This is a genomic window from Streptomyces sp. L-9-10 (assembly GCF_004151105.1).
Taxonomy (GTDB): Bacteria; Actinomycetota; Actinomycetes; order Streptomycetales; family Streptomycetaceae; genus Streptomyces.
This window is the reverse complement of the sequence record NZ_PHRF01000172.1, coordinates 31,614-54,354: the sequence shown is the minus strand read 5'-3', so window position 1 is coordinate 54,354 and position 22,741 is coordinate 31,614. Positions and strand designations below refer to the sequence as shown.

The following is a 22,741-nucleotide window of genomic DNA, read 5'->3' as shown; positions in this document are numbered from 1 at the left end:
GCTCACGAGTTCCGCTCCTCCCAGCGGTCCCGGAACCAGGACAGGGTCTCGGTGAGCAGTTCGCTGTTGTGATCCTTCTCCAGCACTGAGAGACGGAAGTTGGGGCGGAGCGCCAGCTTGCCCTCCGGGATGTCGACGCCCTCCAGACCGTTGAGCCGGCTGAGGAGTTCGGCACGCGGTGCGGGGTCGGTGAACGGTTCACGTGCCGCCAGGTACTGGAACACCACCTCCGCCGTGCCGCCGCGCCCGCCACCCGGGTAGAGCGTCAACGGCCAGATCCCACGGCCCGGCGCGCCCGCCTCCCCGAGCATGAGGAAGGCGCTTGTCGTGACGTGGCCGGCTCCGTACCCGATCCAGCCGCCCAGCTCCTCCCAGCGGGCGAAGATCGCGCGCACCGCGTCCACTGTCGCGGGAGAGTCGTCCGTCGCGAGCTGGCGGAAGAACCGGTCGGCGCGCGTCTCCTCACCCTGTCCGGCCGGCGTGCGCTGCGCGGCCTCCTCGCCGTCGGCCCGGTCGTCGTCCTCGGCGACCAGCAGGGCGAGCTCGTCGGAGGTGAGACGCCGTGCCGGATCGGCTGCTCCGTTCACGGTGAAACGGACGCCGTCGGCGATCAGGCGGGTACGGACGTCGCCGCCTTCGTTCTCCGGCGTCCAGCGGAAGCCGTCGGAGACCTTGCCCTCGGAGGTGAGCACCCGGTACGCGTTGACCAACCCCGGCGTGTTCGCCAGGTGGTTTCCCACGGCCTGGGCACCGGAGCCGAGGAACGCGGCGAGGTCGCCGTAGGACGTCCACGTGCCGTGGGGGAGCGCCGCGAGCACCTGGTGTGCCAGCTGCCAATCCCGGCTGCGCTCCGCGCGGCCGACTCCGCGCAACGGGGCCGGCCACAGCGCGATGGCGCGGTCGGCCAGCTCGTCGGCACGAGCCAGGATCTCCTCCGTGCCCCAGCGTTCGGTCGCGGCGATGCGTTGGTTCATCTCCAGGTGACTGCCCTGGAGCAGGTCCTGCTTACGCTCGAAGGGATGGTTCGACAGCTCCGAGTTGACCGCGGTGAGCGTCAGATTCCCCAGTGTGTGCTGCAACCGGGAGTGCAGGTCCTCCGCGTTTTCCCCGTCGGCCGTGTCCTCAGCCAGCATGCGGAGCCACTCGTCGCCGGGTGACTGCGGCATGACGTGCTCGATGGTGAGCTGTGCGGCGGCGAAGTCCACTGGTTCGGGATGTCCGTAGCTCTCCTCCAGCCGCTGAAGCACCATCTTGCGCTGGTGCCAGCGTCCGAACTGATAGAAGGGCGCGGTCCGGATCTTCTCCCGCAGCTCGCCGTCGGTGGGCCAGAACCGGTTTTCGGCGGAAAGCAGTTGGCGCAGACCGTCGGCGACGGGCACGTCGAGCGGCAGCTGCCCCGGCATGGCCTGGAAGACCCTGTTGAGGTTGTTGGTCGGCACCCGGCAGATCATCCGGCGCACCAGGAAGCTCTCGACGTACGACATCGCACGGGCCGTGTCCGAGGGATCGACCTCTCCGCGCTCGCGCCGGTCGAGCAGCAGCATCAGCGCGGGGTAGGTGACCTGGGCCTGCCAGGCGTCCAGGCGTTGCAGATGGGCACGGACCGACACGTCCGGCTCCTCCTCGGGGTGGAGCAGCCGACGGAAGAGAGCGGCCCGCCGGTGCAACTCCCTGATGTACGCCTCAATCTCCGGTTCGCCTGCCTCGCCCCGTTCGAATCGCTGCTGCTGGGCCGCGTACATGTCCTGGCGGCGCACCCGGTCATCACCGTCGAGTACCTGCTGCAGCCACATGAGCTGTTCCAGCTCTTCATTGCTCAGGCTGTCCTGCAGCGGAAGCCAGTAGGTCTCGTAGACGCGTTCACCGTGGGTGGACAGCCGCATGAACAGGTAGTTGCGCAGCAGGTCCGCCTGGCTGAGTTTGAGCCCCGTGTTGTTGAGGGACTCGAAGATGCGGTGCACGTTGTCGCCGCGCTCGGCGGTCACCGCCACCAGCGTCAGCCTGGAGGTGATGGCCTGCTCGATGCGGAACGCGTCCCGCGGGCCAGTGGGACCGACCGTCTCGACCAGCTTGCGGCGGAAGAAGCTGTACGCCGCGGCGACACTTCCGTCGGCGGGCTGCTCCGCGAGCGGGCCGCGAACGTGTGCGGCGAACTGCCGCCGGTCCGCCTGGGTCGGCAGCAGCCGGAAGTGATCGTTGCCGCTCTTGCGCTTGTTGACCAGGTATTCCTCGCCGATGCGTTCAGCCTCGTCGGGCTCGGCGTCCTTGATGTGATCACGGATCGCGGCCAGGGCGAGGGAGAGTGTGGTCAGCCGCTGCTGACCGTCGACGACGAGCCAGCGGGGGAACGTCGCCTCGTTCTGCGGGGACGGCGCGAGCACCACGGACCCCAGGAAGTGCGTACTCGCCTTCTCCCCGCGCTCAATCAGCTCAGCCTGCTCCAGGATGTCGCTCCACAACTGCCTGAGCTGCTTCTCCGTCCAGGAGTACGTCCTTTGATAGAGCGGCACCTGAAACTGCTGGGCCCTCCCCTGCACGAGATCGGCGAACACCGTCTCTTTCGCCTGCATCGTGGCCCCCCTTGGCGATCAACGCGGTCGTGACATACGGGAACGACCCTAGGGCCTTCCGCTGAGCGGTGGCGGGACTTCCTCAACGCTCGTCCGCGCAGGCACACCACAGCCGGAGGCGTGATCCATCTGTCTCCGTGCGTGCCGGGTTGTGATCGCGGTGCGATTATCCAGTGGGCGCAAGGTGCTGATCGGCTGTCGAGTCTCTGAGATCGACGCACTGACCGGACCTGTGTGCTCCGCGCCGCCGAGACGGTCGACGTTTTGTATGCCTACGGCGCGCCGTCGGATCCGCTCGTCCGCGAGGGTGCCGGATGGGACAGCAACGGCTGCGGCCCCGGGGCTTGAGCCCCGGGGCCGCAGCATGGTCGGACTCGGGCCGGTGGTCGGGGCCTAGAAGGGCGGTCCCTCGTCATCCGTGTCCGGCTCCACGGAGTACATGGGGCCTTCTTCGATTCCCAGAATGCGCATCAGCTCGCGTGTCGGTACCCGGTACCTGCCGCCGACGCGGAGGTACGGACAGGGGAACTCGCTCCTGTGGATCAGCCGGTACGCGGTCGCGGAGCAGATTCCGAGCGCGCGTGCCGCCGTGCGCAGGTCGACTGCGACCGGCAGGTCGAACATCTCGGTGAAACTCAGCTGACCGTCTCCGGGGCGCTTCACGGTCGCCTCGCAGCACGGCGCATCGGCACGGTGCCGACGCGGCGCCTGGACCGCGCCTTTCGGGAGCCGTGCCCCGTCTTCCGGGCTCCCGTCCCGTGCACGATGTCGGTGACGGCGTATCCGCGCAGATGCTCGGGATGCACCCGGAAGCGAAGAGGGGCCCGCAGTCCGTCCGGTCCGTCCGGACGATCGACCTGCACCTCCCAGCCTTCCCTCGTCGCGGGGACGTCAGCCGTCTCGCCCGCCATGATGAGAGCGCGGTCCTGTGCGATGTCCTCCACCAGCGTGGACGGCCTCTCGCGCAGGCCGGCGCGAGCGAAGGCCCACGCCCGGGTCCGCGCCGCCTTGATCAGTGGTTCGACGGAGGACCGGCTCGTGGCATCCGGAGGCGTCAGCTCTTCGAGGAGGGCCACGACCATCTCGGCCTCGACGTCCGACTGGTCGGCACGCAGACGATCACAGATGCGGCGGACCGTCCTGGTCAGCCTCGGCAGGGCCAACCAGATCACGAGGAGCTTCCCGGTCCCGTGCGGGTCGGGCTGGTCCAGTGCGGTGCCGAGGACTGCTTTCCAGATCTCGGCGGAGAGCTGCGGGGCGGCGTCCGGCCCGTACAAGGCCTCGTAGGCCTCGGCAGCGGTCAGCCGAACCGGTTCCGCTCCGTTCGCGTCCGTATCGACGGTCACCAGTGTCGTCTCCTTGATCCGAGGATTGTCGAAGTGCTGCCTCACCGAGGCGAACAGACTCGCGGGCGGTGAATGAATCATGAAATATCCACTCCTGGATGTGAGAGCACCCTTGGGTGATGGGGTGAATGCGGACGCGGTGCGGGAACGGCACCCCGTTTCCGCGATCAGGACAAAGGGGGAAGCAGCCCCAGGCGCCCCACTTTTCTACCTACGCATGCGGTCTCGAACGTGTAGATCGAAAACCGATATCGCTGCCCCTGAGCGGGGGGTAGGGGCAGAGGGGGCGCGAACTCGCCCGACGAGCAACGGTGTTGCCCTGGGCTGACGTGGCGTGTTCGGAGGGGGAGGGTGCCCGTCCAAGGTCGGGCACCCTCCCCTTGGGTAAGTCAGGCCGTCTCGGAGGACGGGGTGTCCGGGGTCTCGGTCCGCTGGTTCGCCGGGGTCGTGCCCTCGGCGGTGTCCGACGTCCGCCGACGACGGCTCGGGGGGAAGCCGGGCGACTGCCGGAGGCGGCTCACCCGACGGTTGCGCTGACGGTTGTTCATGGGCTGAAGGTCCTTCCTGATCGGGAACTGCGCCGATGTCCCGCCCTTCGGCGAGCGGCTGGTGCCATCGTGCCCGGGCGGCCAGGAGCCCCGCAGAGCGAAAACTGAGCGATAACTGAGTCCCGGGGGGCGTGAAGGAGCGCGCGCGTGTGAAGCGGGCTGCGGCTGCGCACAGATCAAGGGGTGTCAACCTCCGGGTCGCCGAGGGCCGGCCCGCTGCTGTCGTGCGGGGAAATGGAGAGTGATGGACGGGCACGTACTGGGCCCCGTCAGTGTCGAAGTGACAGGCAGGAAAGGAGCCGTCGGGACGACGAAGGTGGCGGCCCTGTTCGGTCTGTTGGTCACATCGCCGGGATGCCGGTGCAGCCGGCAGGAGATCGCCGAAGTCCTCTGGGAGGGAGAGGAGGGGGTCGGCGACCGGGTGGACTGGGTCGTCAGGGAGCTTCGGAAGCGGCTGGGCAAGGATTTCGTCCCTCACGGAGGCAAGTCGGGCTTCTGCACGCTTCGTGTGCCGGCGGGGAGCGTCGACTATCTCCGCTTTCTTGAGGGATGGCGGCGAGCTGCCCTGCTGCCCCTGCCGGAGCGGTTCGAGCAGCTCCGTGCCGCCTTGGAGGAATGGGAGGAGGACGAACCCCTGCGGGGGCTGATCGAGAGCGGCTTCCGGGTGCGCAGGGAGCGGATGCGGGCGGAGCGGATCGCCGCCGTGTGCGATCTGCTGGAAGCGGCGTGGAGATCCGGGAAGCAGAAGTGGTTCCGCGAGGAGTCGGAGAAGTGGTACGCGCGGTCACCGAGGCATCCCCGGATTTTCCAGTACTACCTGATCGCGCATGGCTGGGACATGCCCGAACGGGAATTCGATCGACTCATCAACCAGTGGAGAAGGCACTCCGGGGCACCGGACGCCGAACTTCAGAGCGTCATCGACAGGCTGCGTGGGGAGGCACCTCGATCGGGAGGGACGGTTCTCCTCCCGATCCCGGACCAGTTGCCCGCCGAGGAGCGTCGCCCCGTCGGGCAGGAGGACCTGGTCAGCGCGCTCGTCGACGTCGTATGCGAGGAGCAGGACGTGGGCAGAACGGCGCTGGTCCTGCTCAGCGGTATGCCGGGCGTGGGGAAGAGCACGGTGGCCCTCCATGTCGCGCGGCAGTTGAGGGAGCGGTTTCCGGACGGTGTTCTGTATACCGAGCTGAACGGATTCATCGACGGCGAGGTGCGGCCGACTGAACCGGAACAGGTTCTGGACGGATTCCTGGCCGCCCTGCCGCCCTACTCCACGGTGACAGGGGTGCAGGGCAAGAGCGCCGCGCTGCGTTCCGCTCTGGCCAACCGGTCGGCTCTGTTCGTTCTCGACGATGCCTTCAACACCAAACAGGTACTGCCTTTGCTTCCGGGTGTCGGCACCTGCGCCGTGATCATCACCAGTCGTGACGAGTTGGGCGGGCTGTGCGCCCAGAAAAGGGTGCACTCCCACAGAATGAAGCTGTTGCGGGACGAAGCTGCCCTGGAAGTACTCCAGGAGAGGGTGTCCGAGAAGGATCGATCAAAATACGCGGTGGCATTCGCCGAGCTGGTGCGGCTCTGCGGAAACCTGCCGCTGGCACTCACCGTTGTGGAGCGTCGCCTGCGGGACCGCCCACTGCAGATCATCCACGGTTTGGTGCGGGAAATGAAGAAAGAGCGAGCCAGACTGGATGCCCTGCACCTTCCGGAACATGATATGTCGGTGCGCGTGGCACTGAATTCCTCCGTACGCGCGCTCAGCGAGGAAGCCAGGATGCTGCTGTGGCAGCTGGCCCTTCATCCTGGCCCGAGTGTCGCTTGGGAGGCTGTGATGGATCTCGGCGCGGAGAGCGAGGCAATGCACGCGGATCGCGTTCTGGGAGAGCTTGTGGCGGCGAACCTGGTGGAACTTCATACAGACCGCTATCGCCTGCACGACTTGGTGCGCGCATTCGCCCGACACCACATACCGGCACCACTCGGAGACGAGGAAGCCTTCGAAAAGGCGACTGTACGGCAGGTGCTCGAGCACCAATTGCAGAACGTCCGGGCCTGCGACCGGTTACTCGACCGCCAGCGCACCTTGCCCATTGGTGAACCGGACGGCGTCAAGGTGACCGACCTCGCCGACACCCAGCACGCGCTGGAGTTGCTGGACAAGGAATACGACACCATCAGACGCGGCATCGAACTGGCCGTCAGCCAGGGGGCCGAGCGGTACATATGGCTGCTGCCGATGGCCCTGGTCACCTATCAATGGCGTCGCGGTCGCCTTACCGACGCGCTGAATGACCTCGGCCGTGCCGCCGAGGTCGCGGAGACGGCCGCCTCCCCGGTCGATTGCGCCATGGTCTACCGGATGCTGGCGGGGACGCGGTGGCGCCTGGAGGAGTTCGAGCTGGCCGCCGGCAATCTGCGGCGCGCCGTCCGCCTCAGCCGGCAGGACGAGAGTGAGCGTGGCCGGCTCAGCCTTGCCCGCTCGCTGTACGCGCTCGGGATCACCCTGCGCAAGCAGGACAGGGGGACGCCGGCGGAGGAGAACCTCCGCCAATCCCTCGCGTTGTACCGGGAGGTGCTCGACCCGGTGGGAGAAGCGGCGGCATTGAACGGCATCGGCGCCCTCCACTACGACCGCGGTGAGTATGGCGAGGCACTTCACTGGTGCGCCGACGCGCTCAGCGTGGTCGAGCGAACGGTGGACCGCCGTGGCCGGGCCGACGTGTTGTTCACCTTGGCGAAGGTACATGTCGCCCGCTACGAGCGGGACGAGGCCATCGCTCTGTACCGCCAGGCATGCGACATCTACCAGGAGCAGGAGTACTGGCCCGACGAGGACAAGGCGCGACGGCTTTTCGCGGATGTCCTGGTGTCGGCCGGAAGCAGTCAGGAGGCGGTGGAGGAGTTGGAGAGGGTCCTCGTGCTGCGTGAACAGATGGGGGGCACCGACGTGCAGGAGATCCGGGAGTTGCTTGAAGGGCTGAGGTGACGCCATCCGGTGCGCGGCACAGGTGTCACATCCGCGGCGGATGGGTGCGGTAGTACTCCGTCGGGTCCGGATCCAGGGGCCTCGGCGGCCGTCGTGAGCCGAGCGGGGGCAGATACGGGCGGAGTCGGTCGAACACCTCCTGGACGTCTGCCGGGCGCTCCTCGGCTTCCCACCGGACCATCTGCAACGCGAGGGACGCGAACTGCGGGGGCAGCAGAGCGAGCCGGTCGGGCGGCAGTACCGGGCAGCCCAGAACAGCACGTTCCTCCAGTCCGCCGTATGGCAGCCGCATGACGGTCATCTCCAGCAGGATGCAGCCCAGCCCGAAGATGTCCGCCTGCGGCGTCAGACCGTAAGGGCTGGCCTCGGACTGCTCGGGGGAGGCCCATCCGAGCGTGCCGTGCGCGTCGGCCGTCTCCGCACCTGAACTCACCGCCCACCCCATGTCGATGAGGCGAAGACGGCCGTCCGGTTCCACGATCACGTTCTCGGGCTTCAGATCGCAGTGCACCAGTCTTTTCTCGTGCACTTCCCGCAGGATCTCGCACAGCTGGCCGATGACGGAAGCCACGGTGTTGGGGTGTCTGACCGGCCGCGCCGCCAGCAGGACGTCCTGGAGCTGGCGTCCCTTGACGAATTCCATGACAAGGCATCTGCGGCCCTTGTGCGTGCCGGTGGCCAGGATTTCAGGGATCGCCTTGATTCCGGTCAGCGCCAGCATGCGGCCACCCTCTTCGAGCAGTTCTTCCCCGGCTTCGTCGAAATATTTCCTCGCCCCGAGACCCCAGGGCTTCTGGACCTTCAGCGCCACCCTTTCCCCACTCTTGCGGTGCTGGCCGATGAATAGTTCGCCCTGGCCGCCGCAGCCGACCATGTCCAGCACTTCATAGTGCTTTTCGACATCGCCGAGCCGCTCGATCTTCTTCACTGACTCTTTCCCTTCTGGTCGAAGTCCCCCGAGTCGGGCATCGATCCGACCGACCTGACAACAGGTATGTACCCCACGCGGAACAGGAGCAAGGAATGTCACAGTCATGGCTGCCCCCGGACGGGGTGTGCCGCACATCCGAGGTCATCACGGTATCCGCCGGCATGTTCAAGAGTGGAGAGTTCCGCTGCCCGGCGGCGGACGCCCTCAAGGCGCGTGGCTACCTTCCGCTGGAATCGGTCCCGAGCCGCCGCGAGCGGTTGGAGCACTTCACCCTCGGCCCCTTCATGGCGGCCTGCGATGCGCGCAACGGGTGCTCCGTGTCGCCCGGCACCCGGAGGCCGCGTACCACCCCCCTCCACGACGGGCTCCGGACCTGGGCGGAGCACGGGATCACCATGTACGAGGCCGCCTTCCCCACGGATCCGTCATGTCCGCTGAGTGAGGTGGCCGAACGGTGGACCTATCGTTACCGGCCGTCGGGACCGGACGCGCGGACCGCCGAGGAGTACCGGTTCACCGTGTGGGGCCGCTGCCTGGCGTCCGCCGACGGGACGTATCGCGAACTCCGCCTGCCCGTGCATCGTCTGAACCGGCGCCTCCCGCCCGACGGGTTCATCGCCGCCGCCGCCCTGGTGCTGGCCGAAGGCGCTCCTGGGCCGTTGCCGGAGCACGTACGGATCGTGGAATTCGCCCTGCTCGACGGCCGTACGCGTGAGTTGTTCGACGGAAGCCGGGCGGAGGCGCTCGCCCTCTACCGCGAACACGGACCCGATGCGTTGGCCGGCATTCTGAACGGGCAGGAGTACCGTCCCGGTGCCTCGTGCGCCGCGTGCCCCTTCGTGCGCGTCTGCCCGGCTTTGCGTACCGCGCCAGGGGTGCTGGGAATCGAGGCGACGGGTCGGCCGCGACGTACCTGGTCGGTAACCAACGGTCGCAACTATCGTGCGTGCCCGGCCCGCGACCATATGCGCCGGTTGCGTCTGCCGGCGGCGGACTCCGTCGAACGCGAGGTGACTGCCGAGCGGGGACGGGCACTGCACGCCTACCTCGCCGACCGGCACGGCCACGGCTCTCCCCGGCCGTGCACAGCCGAGGTTCCCGAACAGTGGGTGCCGGACGGATTCGTCCTGCCCGACCACGAACGCGCGCTCGGCGTACGCCTGTTGCGCCGCCACGCCGCGGTCTGTCCGCTGCGGTGCGCCAAGGACGGCACGGACCTACGGACCGAACCGCGGGTGGTCCGGCACGACACCGCTGCTGACGTCGTGGTGATAGCGGAACCCGATCTGCTCTACCGGGACGTGGATTCGTGGGTGTGGCGCGAGACCAAGACCTCTGCCGCCGATTGGCGGTCGAGCCGTCCGCTGCTGGAGCTGTACCCGCAGTTGGCCCTGGCCGTCCTGCTCGTCGCACGCGGTGATCTCGGCGGAACGCCGGACCGGGCCCGGGTCGAACTGGAGGTACTGCGCCCCGGCGGCGCGGACCTGGAGATCATCGACCCCTTCGCTCCCGCCAACCGGACCGCGGCAGAGCAGGTCCTGCGGACGATGGTGGCCGAGTGGCACGGGGACGATCACTACACGCCCGTCCCCGGACGCTGCTGCGACCGGTGCGAAGTAGCCCGCTGGTGTTCGGCGTCTCTCGCCGCCGAGGTGCCCGCGTGAGGGCGGGGGCGACCGGGCGCCGGGGCACTCGGCCGGAATCCGGCGAGGTACGGGAAGACGCGGGTACCGAGCTGTTCTGTGAGCTGGCCCGCATGGTGGCGGCTCTGGCCGAGGTCCAGGGCCTTCGCTCGTTCACCTTGCCCTACCCCGGCTTCGCCCAGCGAGCGCTGGACCGTACGGTGACGCGCTGTCTCGACATCGGTGAGGCCCCGCCGAGAAGTCTGCCCGAGCTATGGGAGTGGTGCCGGACCAGAACGGCGCACGATCGGCTCTTCGGGGTCCCGGCCTCCTTCGTCACCCCGGACGTGACGCTGGTGCACCCGGTCGGCCTGATGCCCACGCGGACCTGTCTCGAAGTGGCCTCCCACGGATCGGCTGGAGGCGTGGTGACGGAGGCCCGCACGCTCCTGGACGACCTGGAGGCACGGTGCGGATCGACCGAGAGGTACCGACGAAGCCGACAGTTCCTGGCGCGCCACCCCGTCGTGCACCAGGAGGACCGCCGGACGCTCGGTTGGAGCAAGGCCGTGTGGAGCAGGGTCAAGGAGCTCTACCGCCCCATCCCCGAATTCCTGATCGCTGATGGTGCCTTCCGGCACTGTCCGGCGTGCGGGCTCCCCGCTCTGCCGCACGGTCGTCCCGGGCCTGTTCCGGGGCGGCCTGTCGATGACGAGGAGATCTGGTGCGAGGGGGAGGAATGCGCGCGCCCCACCGGTCTCGGGCTGATCCGTGATCCGGACCACGCCCTGCTGCTACGGCGCGCGTTGCGCGCGTTTCTCGTGCTGCCACAGAGGGCCGAGGCAGCGACCCTCGACACACTCGACAGGGCCGGAATCGAGTACGAGGCCCTGCCGGAACGGCTGTGTGCCTACCGTCTGCGGGGCACCGGATCAGAAACCCTGGACGTGGAGGTGCACGACCGGCTGCAGCCGAGCCTGCTCGCCGTCCACCTCACCAACAGCGCGCCGTTCGCGGATCGCACTCTCATCGTGGTGCCCCAACGGCTCGCCGACCGCGACGGCTACCGCGCGGACTTCAACGCCGCGCTGCCTGCCGTTCTGCGGGAACGGATGGTGCTGACCACCCCGATGAGCGTCGTGCACCGCATCGGGACGCCGCTCGCCGACGGTGGCGATGACGGACGAGCGCACCCGGCAACCGCGAACCGACTCAGAGATGAGGAATGACGATGCGTAGCATCACACCACCCTTGAACGACGTGGTCCGCGCCCTCGCGGCGTTCCTGGGGCAGTCCGTCCGCAAGCCCGAACTGGAAGCGTTCTGCCAGGTCGAACTCGGCCTGTACCTCCAGCAGAAGCTGATGCCCGGCACCCCCGCGGGTGGCGCCTGGGTGCTGTTCAGCGGATACGGGTTCGCGGAGGCGTACGGAGCGCCACTGCCGCCGGACGCGGCGAGGACGCTGCGGGTCGCCCGGTACTCGCTGTGGACCTTGCGCAGAGGCAGGACCTGGCGTGAGGCCCTTGAGCGCTACCAGCGATTCGACGCGAGGGTGCGCGGCTACGACGTACCGGAAACCGAGGCGTCGGCCGCACGCCGCGAGGTCTCCGTCGCCGGCGACCGCTTCAAGGTCTACGACCAGTTGCTGCGGGCGGCCCCGCCGCTGGCGGGCAAACGACTGCCGGTCGCGGGCACGGGACCGCACGCCTTTCCCGTCAGCCGCTCCCTCGCGGTGGTCGATCTGCCGAGCGTTCCTCACACCCCCGTCATCGCCCACGACCTGGACATGACCCCCGTCGGTGACGGTGAGCCCCTGGTCTTCACCCGCGAGGATCTGGAGCGCACCGCGGCGGAGATGGACGCCGCGTATGCCCGTACCGGAAAGGAACGGGCGCCGCGATGGGTGGAGCGGCTCGGGGCGTTCGAGCTCTCCTCGAAGGAGGAAGACGCCTTCCACAAGCGTCACGACTTCGAGTTCACGATCGACAAGATCCAGCACCTGCTCGGCATCGTGGGTGCGGGCAAGAGCACGCTGCGCGACATCATCGCCGTGCACCTCGCGAAGCTCGGCAAGCGCACCACCATCGTGGTCTCCGACGTCGCGGAGGTGCTGAAGCTGGTTGAGCTCTACAACCTCTACACGGATGGCGCGGCCGCCCCCGTCCTGGGTTCCTCCGGCCGGGAGCGGCACGCCCAGCGGCTGCACCGTCGGCTCGCAGGGCGGGGCGAGCACCGACTACTCGCCCACGGCGACCCGGCCTTCGCCTACCTCGGCACATCCTGCGCCCTCAACGCCCGGAGACAGGGCGCCGCGCCGTCCGCTGAACCGCTCGCCTTCACCGAGGCCCCCTGCGCCCGGCTGAGGCCGCGCTCGGACCCGGGGCGCGGCAGATCCGGCGCGCGGACATCTCCCTGGCAGAAGCACCTGACGAGTTGTCCTTACTGGTCCGTCTGCCCTCGGCATCACGGGGCTCGCAGCCTGGTCGACGCGTTCATCTGGGTTGCCACACCAGCCGGTCTGATCGACGCCTCGCCACCTCGTCCGCAGAACGGCGAGCGTATCCGTTACCTCGAACTCGCGTGTCGACGCAGCGACCTCGTGATTGTCGACGAGGCCGACCGCGTACAGATGCAGTTGGACCAGATCTTCGCGCCGGCAGCGGTTCTCGCCAGCGACGAGGACAAGGGCTTCATCGACGAGCTCACCCGGCACAAGATCCGGGAACTCGCGGCGAGCGGGCGTACCCAGCTCTCCGAGCGAGACGTGGAGACCTTCTCCGCCGCGCTCAACACCGCGGCCTCCGCGACGGACCGGCTGTACGCGATGCTCGTCGCGGACTATGACCTGCGCAGCTGGGTCCGTACGGGGTACTTCAGCGCCTGGACGCTCCAACTCGGTCTGCTCGACGAACGCTATCCGCTTCCGGAGGACAGTGGTCCGGAGCACGAGAACCACGCGCCGAGGGAGGCGCTGGGCACATTCCTCGACGCGTTCCGCGACAACCCCTTCGGTGACCGCGCCCGACGGACGGAAGAGGATTTCAGCCATCTGACCGCACTGCTCAACGAAACACTCCACACGGGGAATCCGGAGAACACCCGGCGTCGCCTCATGGCGGTCATGGAGACCGTCTTCCGTATCGACGCGGAGCACCTGGCGTCCCGACGACGGGCATACAAGGAAGATTTCGCGGAGTGGGCGCGCCGCGAGGAGGAGCGGCAGAAGAAGCGCGGGCGCGGGGCCCGGAAGCTCAAGCCACTGCCGCCGCCGCAGACTCCCGAGCAGTGGCGGGAAGAGCTGGCCAAGCGCTTCGAGTTCACACTGCTGCTGTGCGCTCTGGAACCCCGTCTCGCCATGATCAACGCCATGTGGCCGCGGGTCGAGGCCGCTCTCAGCCTGGGCTACAACGACATGTACCGTCGGCCGCTCGACTACGGCCCCATGGTGCCCGAGGCGCCCATGGGCAATGTGCTGGGGTTCCAGTTCCGGGTCTCCGGCGAGGACGAGGGCGGCGTCCGCAGCGGGGAACTCACCTTCTTCCGCTGTAGCGGCGTCGGTCGCGAACTGCTGCGTGCCATGCCCCATCTCGCCTCCGTGGACGGCCGCCCCGGCGCACATCTCCTGCTCATGTCCGGGAGCAGTTGGGCGGGCGCGTCCAGCCGCTACCACGTGTGTGTTCCGGTCGGTGTGATCATCGAGCCGCTGCCCGAGGTGACCGAGCGCATCGCGGCCGAGAGTGAGATGCGGTTCGAATTCATCGACGATGGTGACGAGAAACTGCGCCTGTCCGGAACCAACCCGGAGGACCGCCCCGAGAAACTGCGCCGCATCGCCACGTATCTGGGCGCGGGGGAGTATGACGTCCTCGACGGGGGCCCGCTGGAGCGAGAGCTGCTGTCCCTGCCACCGGGGCGGGAGCAGATCCTGCTGCTGGTCGGCAGCTACGCCGAAGCCCGTGTGGTCGCCGACACCCTGCACAACCTCAACTCCCGCTGGCGCGACAGTGTGCTCTGTCTCGTCTCGGACGACGAGGAGATCGCCCCGGAGGACGAAGCACCCTCCGCCTATCGTGCTCGCTCGCTGCGCCGAGGCGACGTCGAACATCTGAAGGATCTCAACGCGAACATCCTTGTGGCACCTCTGCTGGCCGTGGAGCGGGGCCACAACATTCTCAACGATGACGACGAGGCCGCCATCGGTACGGTCTACTTCCTGGCCCGGCCCAATCCCCACCCCCACGACCTGTCACTGGCCGTCCACGCGGTCAATGACTGGATCGTCCGCGCCACCACCTATGGCGAGTTCGACTCCTGGGTGAAGGCGTGGCCCACCGTTGAGGAGGGTGCGGACGATGTCCGCCGCCGTGCCCGCTCGCGCTGGTACCAGGTGCTCGAACGCTCGATGGCGTGGAGCCGCCTCGGCGACGAGCGGGAGAGGGTCACGTGGGACATGTTGGTCCTGATGTGGCAGGTGATCGGGCGACTGCTGCGCGGTGGTGTACCGGCGCGAGTGGTCTTCGTCGATGCCGCATTCGCACCGAACCGCGCGTCGGCGTCACCGCACCCCGACACCCCCATGTCCAGTCTGCTGCACAGCATGCTCGATGTGCTGGACCCGTACTTCGACAGCGACACGAAGACCGCCGAAGAGCGCGTCATCGCCCGTGCCCTGTACGAGCCGTTGCGATGCATGCTCGCCCGTCTGCTCACGCCCGCTCCCGCCTCGTCCCATCCGCGAGAGCTGGAGCCCACCCGCTAGGAGGTATCCCATGTACCACACCATTCGCACCACGGCCTATGAACCCGACCCGCACCACGGGCCGTGGCTGGAGGAGCCGCACGTGCTCCGGCTCGGCGAAGACCTGCGTACGGAACTCACCCGGATCCGCGCCGAGGCCAATGGCGAAGCCGGTCGTCCCGACCGGCTTCCCGTGCGTCGGCTCAACTCCCTGCTCCAGGCGTTGGCGCCCGGCGTCATCGCGACCGGCCGCAACGTGGGAACGGACGGTCGGTTGCCATGGCTCTACGCGCGGGAAGCCGTGCCGCCGGACGTGCTCGCTCCGTTGATCGGCACCTGGTCGGCGGGCCTGTTCCGGGAGGACGACGAGGGCGAAGGCGCCGATCTGGAAGAGAAGCTGCTGTCCGAGGATCCGACCGTGGCGGTGCGGCTCCCGCAATGGGAGTCCGAGCAGGTGGACCTCACCGAGACGGTGACATCGGCAGGCGGTACCGCCGAACCCGCCGCACGGCTGTACAGCCTGTTGCCGGAGTGGGTCGCCTTCCGGTTGGCCGCGCGAGCGTTCCGCACGCACGGCACCGCACTTCATTTCCGCGTCGAGAGCTCGGGGAACGGAGCGAGACTCGTCTCCTGGCCGCCCCAGCGGTACGAACACCGCAAGCAGACCTGGTACTACTCGGCATGCCTGAACATCACGGTCCACACAGTGCCGTTCGCCTCACGGTTCCGCGTCCACGTGTCCACGCAAGTGCGCCGGTGGGCGACGCGGTTGGACGTGCGCCCCCATCTGCTCGGCGGGGCGACGGTGCTGCTCGACGCCCCGCTTCCATGGCCGGAGGGGCCGGACCGGGGCCACCGGCTGATGGTGAACACCCTCGGCTACGACCGGCGCCGAAAGGAACTCGCCTGGCGCCGCCACAGCCCCGCCGCGCTGCTGCCCGAACTGGACATCGTGCGCCGCTACCCGGAGCCCGCGGAACTCTTCGCCCATCCGGAACGCTGGATCAATGGATGCGCCGACGTGGCCGCCGGCATCGTCTACCACCCTTCGGTCGGTCCACACGCGGTCGGCCCCGGGTTGATGCCCCGGGAACGGGCGGACTTGGACGCCTGGGTCGAAGAGGGACTGCGCCCGGTGCTGCGCCGGGTCACCGACCTGACCCGGGTCACCCGGCGCAACACCCCGTCGCTGCTTCCCCGTTCGGCCGGCAGCGGTGGGCCGGGCGTACGAGAGGCGCAGATGGCCCTGCAACGCCGCGCGGCACTGGCACGAGCGCTGAACGGCCGTCCCCTAGACGTCGAGATCTTCTGGCAGTGCCCGGAAACACGTGCCGCGCTGCTCGCGGAGCTGCCGAAGCTCATCGGCTTCGGTCCCGGAGAGAGGGTGGGCCCGGAGGCCGAGGACACCTGGCAGTGGCGGGGCGAAGGCATCGATATCCGCGTACGGGCCCGGCCGGCCGGGCCCCTGGCCCACGCACTGCCGGTCTCCCGGGACCGCAGGCGATCGAGGGCCGTCCGGCTCGCGGACGCTGTCGAAGGGCGCTGCGAAATCGTTGCGGACCGGATGGCTGCGCCGCGCGGCGACGACGCCGGTGTCGTGATCGCGGAAATCGCCGGTAAGGACCGTTTCGCCGCCGTCCCGGACTCCGATCCCAAACACGCGCTGCGCGTCGCCTGGGCGAGGCGGGGGTGGCTCAGCCAGTTCGTCAACCCGCCCGACGACACCGCCGGTGACCTGGAGCACCGCGCCCGGTGGACCTGGCTGGACGCGCTCCGGCAGCTCGGCGCGATCAGCCCGCCCGCTCACAGGGTCGGAGCCGGAATCCCCGGCGACATCCAGTACGCGGCGCTCTGGCTCGTCCGCCACACGAGGAAGGGACCCACGCGTTGCCCCGCCCGCCGTCTCGTCGCGGTGCGAGTCCGTCCCGGAGACGGCTCCGGCGTCATCGAAGGGTGGGACGCCGAGCGTACGGAGTGGGTGCCGTACCCGAAACTGTTGCTGCTCCTCTCCGAGACTCCCGGCTCGGACGTGGCAAGCGGGGGCACGGGCGACGGCGGTGACGACGCGACCACCCCGGCAGGTGGGCGGCCCGCCGACCGCGCCGGCGCGGAGCAGCGCCGGCAGCGGGAGACCGAGGGACAGATCCGCGCCCTGCTCTTCCAGCTCCGCGACCGCCCGACGCTCTTGCTGGCGGACGCGGGCAATCTGCGTCAGTGCTGGCCACGGCTGCGCAACGGTTCGCTGGCCCGCGACATGCTCGGCTTCGGTACCGAACCCGGCCAGCGCCTCACGGTGTACGGGCACGACCTGCGCATGGTGCTCGTTCGGGACGCGAACGCGAGGGAGGAGGTGGCCGAGTGGTACGCCCACGACGCCAAGGACAAGATCGGCTTTGCCGAGGGCGTCTGGGGGACGGGAGGGGCGGAGAGCCGCGTCTTCGCCAGTACGGCCGCCACCCCGCACACGGCGGCGAAACTGCCGAAGGGGCTCATGAAGCTGGCGCCCACGGAGACAGGCCGGACAGCGCCGGGAAAGACCGCGTGGAACCCCGGGCAACTCGAGATCACCGTACTCGGGTGCCTGTCGGAGAAGGCACTGGCGGACTCCGGGCGCGAAGGTGAGATGCCCGACCGGCCGGCGGAGTGGGCGACGCTGGCGCATCAGTTGCGCTATCACGACGATTACCCCCCACTGGCCCGTCCGCTCCCGCTGCACCTGGCGCGTCTCGCCGGCCAGTATGTGCTTCCGGTGGCTGGAACGAAGGGGGAGCGGAGCGCGGAATCCGGCTCTGACGAGCGCTGACGGTGCCGCGGGGTGCCTGTTCGGTTATCGGGGTTCCGCAGGTCCGCCGTCCGGTCGCCCGTCCGACTCGACCAGCCGCGCGAGGTTCGCCAAGGCCATGCGGGTGCCCAGCTCGTTGTCGGCGGCGGGCACGGCGTCGGGCATTCCCTCGTGCACGATCACGACATCCGTCGCGCCGTCCGCGTCGGTGAGTGTGGTCGTCATCGTCATCGTGCCGCTCATGCCGGGGCCCGTCGTCTCGAACGCGAACACTTCGGTCACCTGCTCGTCCGGCACGAGCCGTGCGAAGTGGCCGTGGTACGTGTCGGTGTGCGCGGCCGACTTGCCGGTGGCGGCCGGGTCGTCGTAGGTGAGGGAGACGCGGAACGTTCCGCCCTCGCGGGGATCGAACGTGTGTACGTGGCTGGTCATGCCGTCGGGCACTCGCCAGCTCGCGACCGCCTCCGGGTCGAGAAGTGCTCGGTAGACGGCAGCGCGGGGGGCGTTCACGCGGTGGCTGACTCGCGTCGCATACATGGAATCCAACGTAGCGCCGGCGGCCTTCGCGACGGCAGGGGCGATAACGGTCCGGATGGGTCCCGTCCCGGGGATTAGATATATCAATCATTTTGATTTATCGTCTGTCGCAGAGCACCACCACCAGCGTCAGTACCAGCACCACTGCCTGCCGTACCGGGACGGAAGGAACCACCATGTCGGGCGACATCACGGTCAGTGCCCTCGCGAACGCCCCCGCGACCCCGCTGCCGCACTTCTGGAGCCGCGTCGTCGGCGCCGGACGCGCCAACGAGGGGCTGCGCGCCGACTGGCAGCGCCAGCTCCGCGAGGCCCACGAGGCGTGCGGCTTCGAGTACATCCGCTTCCACGGGCTCTTCCACGACGACATGTTCGTGTACACGGAGCGTGAGGACGGCACCGCGGTCCACAACTTCCAGTACGTCGACGCGCTCTTCGACTTCCTCCTGGACCTCGGCGTCAGGCCGTTCGTGGAGTTCGGCTTCAGCCCGCGTGCCCTCGCCCGGGAGACCAACACCGTCTTCTGGTGGGGAGCGCACGGCGCCCCGCCCGTGGACCTCGACAAATGGGCCGCGCTGATCGATGGCATCACCCGCCACTGGATCACCCGGTACGGGATCGAGGAGGTGCGCCACTGGTACTTCGAGGTGTGGAACGAGGCCAACCTCCGGGGCTTCTTCCGCGGCACCCGCTCCGAGTACTTCGAGCTGTACAAGGTCACCGCGCGCGCGGTGAAGAACGTGGACGAGCGGCTGCGCGTCGGCGGCCCCGCCACCTCCAACTTCGTACCCGACGAGCGCTTCGGCGGCGAGTCCGAGGATGTCTCCCGCCGTATCGTCGCGGGCCGCGACGACATCGACGACCTGGAATGGCGTCCGGTGTGGATGGCGGCCTTCCTGGACTACTGCGTCGCGGAAGGGCTGCCCGTCGACTTCGTCTCCACCCACCCGTACCCCACGGACTGGGCGCTGGACGAGCACGGCCAGGGCGAGAAGCTCACCCGGGGCAAGGACGCCACCCCGGTCGACCTGGCCCTGCTGCGCGAACTGATCGCCAAGAGCCCGTATCCGGACGCCGAGATCCATCTCACCGAGTGGTCCTCGTCCTCCTCGCCGCGCGACCACACCCATGACACGCTGCCCGCCGCCACCTACGTCACGCGCTCGGTCCTGCACTCGCTCGGTACGGTCGACTCGCTCGCGTACTGGACGTTCACGGACGTCTTCGAGGAGGGCGGGGCGGGCGACGAGCTGTTCCACGGCGGCTTCGGCATGATCACGCTGCCCGGTGTCCCCAAGCCGACCTTCCACGCGTACCGCATGCTGCACGCACTCGGCGACGAGCTGATCGAGCGCGGCGAGGACCATGTCGTGACCCGCTCGGCCGCCACCGGCCGGATCACCGCGCTCGTCCACCACTATCCGGAGGAGGAGCCCAAGTCCGTGCCCGCCTCCTTCGACGGCCGGGCCGTGGCCGAGGTCACCCAGGCCAAGGGGCGGCCCCGGCGGCTGACGCTGGAGATCGGCGCGCTCGCGGCCGGCGCCCCCTTCCGGGTCGAGGTGCTGGACTCCGCGCACGGAGACGCCATCGGGGCCTGGCGGGAACTCGGTTCGCCGGCCGCGCCCACCCGCGAGCAGCTCGCCCATCTCGACCGGCTGGCCCGTGCCACCGAGGTACGGACCGTCGCCGCCGGTGAGGACGGGGTGCTGCGGCTGGACACGGCCGTCAGCCCCTGGTCGCTCATCCTTGTCGAGCAGTTGGGCTGATACCGGCACAAGCGGGCTTTGCGGACACGCTTCACGCCCCAGCCGGTACGATTCCATCGATTTGACGCACCCAGGGAACGGCGGCATCTGGCCGTCGTCCCTTTCCGGGGCCGGGAGACGGATTTTGACGAGCAAGAAGGCGAGCGCCGGGAAGGCGTCGATCAGACGCGGCACCAACCTGCCACGCATGGGCGACTTCAACGAATCCGTCGTCCTGGACGCGATCCGGCGCCACTCCGCGGGCCTGAGCCGGGTCGAACTCGCCCAGGCCACCGGGCTGTCGGCGCAGACCGTCTCCAACATCACCCGCAGGCTGCTCGACCAGGGCGTGGCCCGCGAGTCCGGGAAGCAGAGCACCGGCAGCGGCAAACCCCGTACGCTCCTCCGGATCGCCCCCGGGGCCCGGTACGCCGTGGGCGTGCATCTCGACCCGGCCGTCATCACGTACGTACTGCTCGACCTGCTCGGTACGGTCGTCGCCCAGCGCAGCGAACGGACTCCGCGCGGCGGCGACACCGACCAGGTCGTGGCGGGCATCGCCGCCTCGGTGACCGCGCTGGTGGCCGAGTCGGGCGTGGACAGGGAACGCGTACTGGGCCTGGGGATCGCCGCGCCGGGACCGATCGACGCGGCGGCCGGGCTGGTCGTGGACCCGCCCGAACTGCCCGGCTGGGGAAGCGTCCCGCTGCGCGACCAGCTCAGCGAGGCGACCGGCTATCCCGCCCTGCTGGACAAGGACGTGATCGCGGCCGTCGTCGCCGAGCGCTGGTCCGGGGCGGCCACCGAGAGCCGTAACTTCCTCTTCTTCTATCTCGGCACAGGCTCCGGCATGGGGCTGGTCGTCGACGACACCGTGCTGCGCGGCGTCTCCGGCAACGTCGGCGAGGTCGGCGGTCTCGGCGCGGCCTGCTCGACCCGGGTCCTGGTCGACGAGGCCATCGCGCTCGGTGTGCTCGGCGGGGAGTTCACCCCCATGGATCCCGGGGACGCCCAGCGCGGCCTCGAACAGCTGGCGGTCCTCGCCGAGCGGGGAGACGAGCGGGCCGGCAGCATCATCGACCGCTGGGGGGTGCGGATCGGCCGGGGGGTCTGCGCGGCCGCCACGCTCCTGGACGTGGACACCATCGTCTTCGGCGGCCCGATATGGCACCTCCTCGCCGACCGGCTCCTCGCCCTCATCGAGCCGATGGTCGCGCAGTCCCCGTTCGTCAAGCCGATCCATCCCACGCTGGTCATCACCACCGCCGTCGGCGAGAACGTCGCGGCCGTGGGAGCGGCGTCGCTCGTCCTGGACCGGACGCTCTCCGCGCAGCCGAAATCCCTGCTGCTGGGGTGAGCCGCGGACAGGGAGCGAGCCGCGGGCAGGGAGCGAGCCGCGGATACGGGTGAGGCCCCGCCGGCCGGCGGGGCCTCACGCGCGTACGGCGACGGCCGGGGGCGCTCACCGCACGGTCAGGGCCGCTGCACGCTCCCGTCCGTGTTGCGCAGCAGCGCCCAGCGGTCGTGCTCCAGGGGCTCGGTCACCGGGTACCTGCGTACGGCCGACTCGTCGAAGTCCACCCCCAGGCCCGGCTGTTCGGAGGGGTACAGACGCCCCTCCCGCGGCACGGGCGCACCGGGGAAGACCTCCAGGGTGGCTTCCTTGAAGGAGGCCGCCTCCTGGACGCCGAACGCGGGGGAGCTGATGTCCAGGGCCAGGTTGGCGGCCATGCCGACGGGGCTGACGTCGCCGGGACCGTGCGGCGCCGTCCGCACCCCGAACAGCTCGCAGGCCGCGACGAGTTTGCGGGTCGGCGTCAGACCGCCCAGGGTGGGGATACGGATCCGCGCGAAGTCGATGACCCGCTGTTCCAGCAGCGGCAGGTACATCGTGACGTCGTGGTACAGCTCTCCCACCGCGAGCGGGACCGAGCCGGCCCGGCGGAGCTGACCGAAGTGGGCCGCGTCCTCGGGGGCGAGGGCGTCCTCCAGGAAGAACAGCCGGGCGTCCTCGACCTCGTGCACCAGCTCACGGGCCTGCGAGGGCGTCAGCCGCTCGTGTGCGTCGTGCAGCAGCTCCACTCCCGTGCCGACCCGCTCCCGGATGTCGCGCAGCACCGGCGGGACATGGCGCAGATAGCCCAGTGAGTCCCAGCTCCCCGCGCGCAGCCGGCGCCGGCGGGCTTCGGCCTCGTCGCGCGGGGCCGTGCCGTACGTGTCCGTGCCGGGGACCGCGACCTGGACGCGGACATGGCGGTAGCCGCGCTCGGCGGCGGCGAGCACCCGCTCGGCGATCTCGCCCGCCTCCTCGCCGTCCACGTGTGTGTACGCCTCGGCGGCCTCCCGGGCCCGGCCGCCCAGCAGCTGGTGCAGTGGCAGCCCCGCCGCCTTGCCCTTGATGTCCCAGAGCGCCACATCGACGCCCGCCAGGGCGTTCTGGGCGATCGAACCGCCCCGCCAGTAGCCGCTGTTGAGGAGCAGCCGGTGCAGGTCCTCGATGTCGTGGGGGTCGCGGCCCAGCAGCATCGGACCGAAGTAGTCGTCGACGACCGAACGGATCGCGAGGGTGCGCTGCGGGTCGCTGGCGCAGCCGAGTCCGTACAGGCCGGGCTGATTCGTCTCCACGCGCACGATCACGTAGGGGCAGCCCTGCGGGGCGCACAGGAACGTGCGGACCGCCGTCACCCGCAGGGAGTCGGAGCCCCGCGAGGAGTCGGAGCCCTCCGAGGTGCCCCGCGAGGAGTCCTCACCGTGCGAGGAGCCGGATCGCGTCCAGGGGGCCGGGGCCAGCACCTCCGCCGTCTCCGCCCCCTCCGTGCTCTCTGTCGTACCCCGTGTCTTCGCTGCCGTCATGGGTCCCCTCCGAGGTGATGGCACGTCCGTGTTTTCCCGGTGTTACAACTGTTGACACCGTACATCAAGTCGATTTAGATTCG

At 69.2% G+C, this 22,741-nt stretch carries 14 protein-coding genes; 7 read left to right on the top strand and 7 right to left on the bottom strand.

Annotation, left to right across the window (positions count from 1 at the left end; genetic code table 11):
• Positions 1 to 2: 2 nt before the first annotated feature.
• The 4 genes from CU044_RS37385 to CU044_RS38955 form a co-directional block, all read right to left on the bottom strand.
• On the bottom strand, positions 3 to 2,570 hold the full coding sequence (locus CU044_RS37385) for a DUF262 domain-containing protein (protein WP_129773467.1): 2,568 nt from the start codon (positions 2,568 to 2,570) through the stop codon (positions 3 to 5).
• A gap of 393 nt (positions 2,571 to 2,963) precedes the next feature.
• On the bottom strand, positions 2,964 to 3,194 hold the full coding sequence (locus CU044_RS37380; protein ID WP_129773672.1) for a helix-turn-helix domain-containing protein: 231 nt from the start codon (positions 3,192 to 3,194) through the stop codon (positions 2,964 to 2,966).
• A gap of 35 nt (positions 3,195 to 3,229) precedes the next feature.
• Positions 3,230 to 3,997, bottom strand: coding sequence for a hypothetical protein (locus tag CU044_RS37375; RefSeq protein ID WP_129773465.1), 768 nt, complete (start codon positions 3,995 to 3,997; stop codon positions 3,230 to 3,232).
• A gap of 308 nt (positions 3,998 to 4,305) precedes the next feature.
• A complete protein-coding gene (locus tag CU044_RS38955) occupies positions 4,306 to 4,464 on the bottom strand; it encodes a hypothetical protein (protein WP_165372059.1) in 159 nt (52 codons plus the stop codon).
• Between the two features lie 244 nt (positions 4,465 to 4,708).
• Here CU044_RS38955 and CU044_RS37370 point away from each other — a divergent pair, with 244 nt between their 5' ends.
• On the top strand, positions 4,709 to 7,450 hold the full coding sequence (locus CU044_RS37370; RefSeq protein ID WP_129773463.1) for a tetratricopeptide repeat protein: 2,742 nt from the start codon (positions 4,709 to 4,711) through the stop codon (positions 7,448 to 7,450).
• 25 nt (positions 7,451 to 7,475) lie between these two features.
• On the opposite strand, the gene CU044_RS37365 is transcribed toward CU044_RS37370, so the two are convergent.
• Positions 7,476 to 8,378, bottom strand: coding sequence for a serine/threonine-protein kinase (locus CU044_RS37365; protein WP_165372058.1), 903 nt, complete (start codon positions 8,376 to 8,378; stop codon positions 7,476 to 7,478).
• Between the two features lie 95 nt (positions 8,379 to 8,473).
• Here CU044_RS37365 and CU044_RS37360 point away from each other — a divergent pair, with 95 nt between their 5' ends.
• From CU044_RS37360 to CU044_RS37345, 4 genes are read left to right on the top strand one after another with little or no spacing between them, the layout of a single operon-like run.
• The gene (locus tag CU044_RS37360) at positions 8,474 to 10,045 is read left to right on the top strand and encodes a PD-(D/E)XK nuclease family protein (protein ID WP_129773460.1); all 1,572 of its coding nucleotides are present in this window, start codon (positions 8,474 to 8,476) and stop codon (positions 10,043 to 10,045) included.
• Entirely contained in the window at positions 10,042 to 11,232 is a 1,191-nt protein-coding gene (locus tag CU044_RS37355) for a hypothetical protein (protein ID WP_129773458.1), read from the top strand. Before CU044_RS37360 ends, CU044_RS37355 begins: the two co-directional genes overlap by 4 nt.
• Before the next feature lie 2 nt (positions 11,233 to 11,234).
• A complete protein-coding gene (locus CU044_RS37350) occupies positions 11,235 to 14,762 on the top strand; it encodes a hypothetical protein (RefSeq protein WP_129773456.1) in 3,528 nt (1,175 codons plus the stop codon).
• Between the two features lie 10 nt (positions 14,763 to 14,772).
• Positions 14,773 to 17,544 (top strand): DUF3962 domain-containing protein, encoded by a 2,772-nt coding sequence (locus tag CU044_RS37345; protein ID WP_129773454.1) that lies wholly within the window; start codon positions 14,773 to 14,775, stop codon positions 17,542 to 17,544.
• Positions 17,545 to 17,568: 24 nt separating this feature from the next.
• Here CU044_RS37345 and CU044_RS37340 read toward each other — a convergent pair whose 3' ends face one another.
• Positions 17,569 to 18,060, bottom strand: a complete 492-nt coding sequence (locus tag CU044_RS37340; protein ID WP_129773452.1) for an SRPBCC domain-containing protein — start codon at positions 18,058 to 18,060, stop codon at positions 17,569 to 17,571.
• A gap of 176 nt (positions 18,061 to 18,236) precedes the next feature.
• Here CU044_RS37340 and CU044_RS37335 point away from each other — a divergent pair, with 176 nt between their 5' ends.
• Both CU044_RS37335 and CU044_RS37330 read left to right on the top strand, forming a co-directional pair.
• Complete coding sequence (locus CU044_RS37335; RefSeq protein WP_129773450.1) at positions 18,237 to 19,826, top strand: beta-xylosidase; 1,590 nt, start codon at positions 18,237 to 18,239, stop codon at positions 19,824 to 19,826.
• 124 nt (positions 19,827 to 19,950) lie between these two features.
• Positions 19,951 to 21,162 (top strand): ROK family transcriptional regulator, encoded by a 1,212-nt coding sequence (locus tag CU044_RS37330; protein WP_129773448.1) that lies wholly within the window; start codon positions 19,951 to 19,953, stop codon positions 21,160 to 21,162.
• Between the two features lie 116 nt (positions 21,163 to 21,278).
• On the opposite strand, the gene CU044_RS37325 is transcribed toward CU044_RS37330, so the two are convergent.
• Entirely contained in the window at positions 21,279 to 22,658 is a 1,380-nt protein-coding gene (locus CU044_RS37325; protein ID WP_129773446.1) for an enolase C-terminal domain-like protein, read from the bottom strand.
• Positions 22,659 to 22,741: the final 83 nt, after the last annotated feature.

Bases quoted from the DNA above. Each gene is read 5' to 3' on its own strand.
- CU044_RS37385 (WP_129773467.1), bottom strand. From the start codon at position 2,570: ATGCAGGCGAAAGAGACGGTGTTCGCCGATCTCGTGCAGGGGAGGGCC.
- CU044_RS37380 (WP_129773672.1), bottom strand. From the start codon at position 3,194: ATGTTCGACCTGCCGGTCGCAGTCGACCTGCGCACGGCGGCACGCGCG.
- CU044_RS37375 (WP_129773465.1), bottom strand. From the start codon at position 3,997: ATGATTCATTCACCGCCCGCGAGTCTGTTCGCCTCGGTGAGGCAGCAC.
- CU044_RS38955 (WP_165372059.1), bottom strand. From the start codon at position 4,464: ATGAACAACCGTCAGCGCAACCGTCGGGTGAGCCGCCTCCGGCAGTCG.
- CU044_RS37370 (WP_129773463.1), top strand. From the start codon at position 4,709: ATGGACGGGCACGTACTGGGCCCCGTCAGTGTCGAAGTGACAGGCAGG.
- CU044_RS37360 (WP_129773460.1), top strand. From the start codon at position 8,474: ATGTCACAGTCATGGCTGCCCCCGGACGGGGTGTGCCGCACATCCGAG.
- CU044_RS37350 (WP_129773456.1), top strand. From the start codon at position 11,235: ATGCGTAGCATCACACCACCCTTGAACGACGTGGTCCGCGCCCTCGCG.
- CU044_RS37345 (WP_129773454.1), top strand. From the start codon at position 14,773: ATGTACCACACCATTCGCACCACGGCCTATGAACCCGACCCGCACCAC.
- CU044_RS37340 (WP_129773452.1), bottom strand. From the start codon at position 18,060: ATGTATGCGACGCGAGTCAGCCACCGCGTGAACGCCCCCCGCGCTGCC.
- CU044_RS37335 (WP_129773450.1), top strand. From the start codon at position 18,237: ATGTCGGGCGACATCACGGTCAGTGCCCTCGCGAACGCCCCCGCGACC.
- CU044_RS37325 (WP_129773446.1), bottom strand. From the start codon at position 22,658: ATGACGGCAGCGAAGACACGGGGTACGACAGAGAGCACGGAGGGGGCG.